The 4421-nt window shown below is 40.8% G+C and carries 6 protein-coding genes and 1 pseudogene; 2 read left to right on the top strand and 5 right to left on the bottom strand.

Translation table 11 applies throughout. The features are described 5' to 3' along the window. Window positions 1-27 precede the first annotated feature (27 nt). From CXF78_RS12990 to CXF78_RS12970, 5 genes are read right to left on the bottom strand one after another with little or no spacing between them, the layout of a single operon-like run. The gene (locus CXF78_RS12990) at window positions 28-351 is read right to left on the bottom strand and encodes an STAS domain-containing protein (RefSeq protein WP_011638803.1); all 324 of its coding nucleotides are present in this window, start codon (window positions 349-351) and stop codon (window positions 28-30) included. Continuing rightward, window positions 348-1016, bottom strand: coding sequence for an MlaC/ttg2D family ABC transporter substrate-binding protein (locus tag CXF78_RS12985; protein ID WP_220491815.1), 669 nt, complete (start codon window positions 1014-1016; stop codon window positions 348-350). Before CXF78_RS12985 ends, CXF78_RS12990 begins: the two co-directional genes overlap by 4 nt. Before the next feature lie 10 nt (window positions 1017-1026). After that, a complete protein-coding gene (gene mlaD / locus CXF78_RS12980) occupies window positions 1027-1500 on the bottom strand; it encodes an outer membrane lipid asymmetry maintenance protein MlaD (protein ID WP_011638805.1) in 474 nt (157 codons plus the stop codon). Window positions 1501-1541: 41 nt separating this feature from the next. After that, window positions 1542-2327: a lipid asymmetry maintenance ABC transporter permease subunit MlaE gene (gene mlaE / locus CXF78_RS12975; RefSeq protein ID WP_011638806.1), complete on the bottom strand. Its 786-nt coding sequence runs from the start codon at window positions 2325-2327 to the stop codon at window positions 1542-1544. Beyond that, complete coding sequence (locus CXF78_RS12970) at window positions 2314-3138, bottom strand: ATP-binding cassette domain-containing protein (RefSeq protein WP_011638807.1); 825 nt, start codon at window positions 3136-3138, stop codon at window positions 2314-2316. The genes mlaE and CXF78_RS12970 overlap by 14 nt, the downstream gene beginning before the upstream one ends. A gap of 177 nt (window positions 3139-3315) precedes the next feature. Here CXF78_RS12970 and CXF78_RS12965 point away from each other — a divergent pair, with 177 nt between their 5' ends. Together CXF78_RS12965 and CXF78_RS21855 are read left to right on the top strand one after the other, a co-directional pair. Further along, window positions 3316-4278 (top strand): calcium/sodium antiporter, encoded by a 963-nt coding sequence (locus CXF78_RS12965; RefSeq protein ID WP_011638808.1) that lies wholly within the window; start codon window positions 3316-3318, stop codon window positions 4276-4278. A 44-nt stretch (window positions 4279-4322) separates the two neighbouring features. Then, window positions 4323-4421: pseudogene (locus CXF78_RS21855) on the top strand (D-arabinose 5-phosphate isomerase); the annotation flags it as partial.

Here is a 4421-nt window from a genome sequence, read left to right as displayed (position 1 = left end):
TGTTCAATAACCTTGCATTCCATGAAATCAATTACCTTTACTATTTGAAACTATATTTGGCTGAAAAAAAGCGTCTAAATCATAAAGCTCAATCATTTTCTTGAGCTGCTCACTTGGATTAACCAATTGACGTGACACACTTGTTTCTTGGCTACTTGAAGCATGTAGTTTGATAAACGCTAATAACAATGCAACACCTGCACTGTCGACGTATTCCAATGCTGATAAGTCTACCACTTGAGTCGATGCAGTAAACAATTCATGGCGTTTAGGCCACAATTGTTTTACTTCATCTTGTGTTAATCGACCGCTGACAATGCAACGTTGATCTTGTTGATTGAAGGTAATCACGCAGCTGCAGCTTCTTTTGCTGGTTGGCGATCAATAGTCTGTTGAGTTTTATCATTCAACATTGTAATCACCGCTTCAATACCTTGCTGACGGATTAAATTAGAAATTTCAGACTGTTTAGAGGCGAGTAAGCTCACGCCTTCCGCCACTAAATCAAATGCTTTCCAAGTGTTGTCTTTCAAACGACGCGCTTTAAATTGAATTTTAATCGGTGGACGACCTTTTTCGATAATCTGCACGTTCACTTCAACTATTTTTTCATCGCTAAAATCACTCGGTGGATCAAATGCGACTTTTTGATCGGTATATTCTGTTAATGCTTGAGCATAAGTGGCAACTAAATAGCCTTCAAAAGCCTCAACAAAACGATTACGTTGATCAACGGTTGTATCACTTAAATACTGGCCCATAACTTTATATGCAGCATATTTATAATCGACGTAAGGCATAAGCTCTTCACGTACAATCACTTTTAAGTGACCTAAATCGGCATTAATTAATTCTTTATCTGATTTAAACCGATCAAAGGTCATATTGGCGACTTGTTTGATCATCTCATAAGGATCACTCGTGTTCACCTCATCATTAGCAGCCGAAGCACCTTGGCTGATAACGGCGCTGCCAACTAGGCATAAAGCTATAACACAACTAAAAAACGTTTTCATAATAGCGTTCCTATTTATCTTTAGATGACATGCTGTATAACAGCTGACCAATTAAATCTTCTAAAATCAATGCGCCACGCGTGTCATGCACTTTATCACCATTGGCAAGCATCGAAATGTCATCGTCCATAAAACCAGGTGTTAAACCAATAAACTGCTCGCCAAGCAAGCCTGAAGTCAAAATGGCCAAACTACTGGTTTCAGGAAATTGATCAAAGCGCTTATCCATTGTTAACGTCACAATAGGCACTAGTTTATGAGTATCAAGGGTAATATCAGTCACACGTCCGACAACAACACCGCCCACTTTTACTGGTGAACGCACCTTTAAACCGCCGACATTGTTAAACTCGGCTACCAACTCATAAGTCTGGGCGCTAGATTTTAATTCGACATTTGCAACATTGAATACCAATACACAAAATGCCAATAAACCTGACAACAAAAACACGCCTACCATTAACTCTATTTTCCGTGTCAACATACTCTTAAACCACTTAAATTAATCTAAACAATGAAAAAATCTTAATTTCCGAACATGATTGCCGTAAGCAAAAAGTCCAGTGCTAAAACCGCTAAACTAGCCTGTACAACCGTTGAAGTTGTTGCGCGACTGATGCCTTCAGGGTTGGGTTGGACTTCGTAACCTCGATACAAGGCAATCCATGTCACCACCACACCAAAAATAACACTTTTGATCAAACAGTTAACTATATCTTCTCGCCATTCAACTGACGCACGAAGAATAGACCAAAATGCACCGCTATCGATGCCTTTCCATTCAACACCGACTAAATGTCCACCCAAAATACCCACTAAGCTAAACATCAACGCCAGTAATGGCATACTAATCACACCCGCCCAAAAGCGCGGCGCAATGATTTGTCTTAGCGGGTCTATTGCCATCATTTCTAAACTCGACAATTGTTCGGTCGATTTCATTAAACCAATTTCGGCGGTTAACGCTGAGCCTGCTCGCCCAGCAAATAATAACGCTGCAACAACTGGCCCAAGTTCACGTAACAAGCTTAACGCCACCATAGGCCCTAAACTTTCTTCAGTACCAAACTCAACCAGAATATTATATCCCTGTAGAGCCAATACCATACCGATAAACAAACCCGACACTAAAATGATGACCATCGAACGGACACCCAGCACATAAACCTGTTTAATCAGTAATGGAGTGCCTTTTTTAATGCGAGGAACATGTACGATCGCGCGCCATAACATAATGCCAGCTCGACCATAACCCAACACTATTTTCAGTGCATATTTGCCAATGTCGGCAATATAATCAATTGCACCCACGAAGTAGCTCCTCTTGATAATCCTCAGCAGGATAATGAAATGGCACAGGGCCATCTGGTGCACCTTGAATAAACTGAACCAATTGTGGATTGTCAGATTGACGTAATTGCTCTGGAGTACCATGTGCAATCACTTTTTTGTCTGCTATTACGTAGACATAATCTGCAATACCTAATACTTCATCTACATCGTGAGAAACCACTACTGAAGTGAGTTTTAATGAATCCGACAACTCACGAATAAGTTTTACGAGCATGCCCATTGAAATAGGATCTTGTCCGGCAAAGGGCTCATCGTACAGTACCATCTCTGGTTCTAGTGCAATCGCTCGTGCCAATGCAGCGCGACGTTGCATACCACCAGATAACTCGTTAGGCATCATATATGCAGCGCCACGAAGTCCGACAGCTTGAAGCTTCATCAATACAATGGTGCGAATAATATCTTCAGGCAATCCAGAATGTTCTCTTAATGCAAACGCAACATTATCGAAAACATTAAGGTCGGTAAACATTGCACCACTTTGAAATAGCATACTCATGCGCTTACGCAATTCAAATAGATCTTTGCGTTTAAGCTTGTGTATATCATGGCCATCAAATAGGACTTGCCCACTGCTGGGGGTTAACTGTCCGCCAATCAATTTCAACAAGGTGGTTTTACCGATACCACTGGGCCCCATGATTGCTGTTACTTTACCTTTTGGGATCGATAAAGAAATATCTTCATAAATCACGCGTGAACCATGGCTAAACGCTAAATGGTTAACTTCTACCAGAGGTTTATTACTTGATTTGCTCATATCAGACATTGGCGTTGAGGAGATAACAGCCTTCCTTGCTTTAAGTTGAAGGCAAATTGTACTGTAATTGTCGATTAAGCGACAACTATATCCATATCATTACGTGGACAATTACTGTGCAATGCTTTCAATTTGAGAAAAATCCAGCGAAAATGCACGTTAATAAATTACTACTATCGGAATCACATGCTAGTTAATATCCTAATGTTAGTTGTTGGCCTTGCTGTTTTAGTTTGGAGTGCGGATAGATTTGTTTACGGAGCGGCTGCATTTGCCCGTAACTTAGGGTTACCTCCAATGTTAATTGGACTCACCATCGTTGCGATGGGCAGCTCTGCACCTGAAATGTTTGTTGCCGCCACCGCATCAATGGATGGCATGCGTGATACCGCTATTGGAAACGTATTGGGCTCAAACATTGCCAACATTACCTTAATTTTAGGATTAACCGCCTTACTAGGTGCCATTAGCTTAGATTCGAAGACCTTAAAACGCGAAATACCTATCATGTTAGCTGCGACGGTATTTGCTGGTTACACCTTGCATGATAATGTGTTGACACAAGCAGAAGGTATCATGCTCATCGCATTACTTTTGCTGTTGATGGGATATTTTATTTGGCAAGCTACTCATGATAAAACCCCAGACAGCTTAGATGATGAACTTGAATCTGAGATCCCTAAAAATGTGCCAACCTTTCATGCTATCATTTGGCTAATTGTCGGTATTATATTGCTCCCCCTATCAGCAAGTTGGATGGTTGATGGCGCGGTGGGTATTGCAAAGTTTTATGGGTTGTCAGATCTTGTGATTGGCTTAACCATTATCGCAGTAGGAACCAGCTTACCTGAATTAGCGGCTTGTATTGCTGGAGTCATAAAAAAAGAACACGACCTCGTCATTGGTAATATTGTTGGGTCTAACTTATTTAACATTCTTGCGGTACTGGCACTACCAGGATTGATTTCTCCTGGTGAAATAGATGCTTCAGCCAGTGGAAGAGATTTCTATATGGTATTAGGCACCAGTGCAGCATTAGCCGTTTTAGTATTATCCAGTGGCGCTAAGCAACAACTTACTCGCTGGCATGGCGCACTATTATTAATCACCTTTATTGCGTACCAAATTGTTGTATTTCAGTCGCATTAGATTGGAGCATAAAGGTAAAGTATTAAGCTAACAGAGAGAGTCGTATGGTAAATCACACTCAATTTCGTCAATGGGGCCGTAAAGTCATTGATATAGAAAAAGCTGCCTTAGATAATTTATATCAATATGTAGACTCGGTTGAA

Origin of the sequence: Shewanella sp. 11B5 (assembly GCF_002836795.1) — a bacterium.
Taxonomy (GTDB): domain Bacteria; phylum Pseudomonadota; class Gammaproteobacteria; order Enterobacterales; family Shewanellaceae; genus Shewanella; species Shewanella frigidimarina.
The sequence above is the reverse complement of the archived record's forward strand: the minus strand, read 5'-3'. Positions and strand labels throughout refer to the sequence as shown.

What these genes read in the sequence shown, in the direction of transcription:
- CXF78_RS12970 (WP_011638807.1), bottom strand. Translation starts at nt 3,138, where the DNA reads ATGTCTGATATGAGCAAATCAAGTAATAAACCTCTGGTAGAAGTTAAC.
- CXF78_RS12985 (WP_220491815.1), bottom strand. Translation starts at nt 1,016, where the DNA reads ATGAAAACGTTTTTTAGTTGTGTTATAGCTTTATGCCTAGTTGGCAGC.
- mlaD (WP_011638805.1), bottom strand. Translation starts at nt 1,500, where the DNA reads ATGTTGACACGGAAAATAGAGTTAATGGTAGGCGTGTTTTTGTTGTCA.
- CXF78_RS12965 (WP_011638808.1), top strand. Translation starts at nt 3,316, where the DNA reads ATGCTAGTTAATATCCTAATGTTAGTTGTTGGCCTTGCTGTTTTAGTT.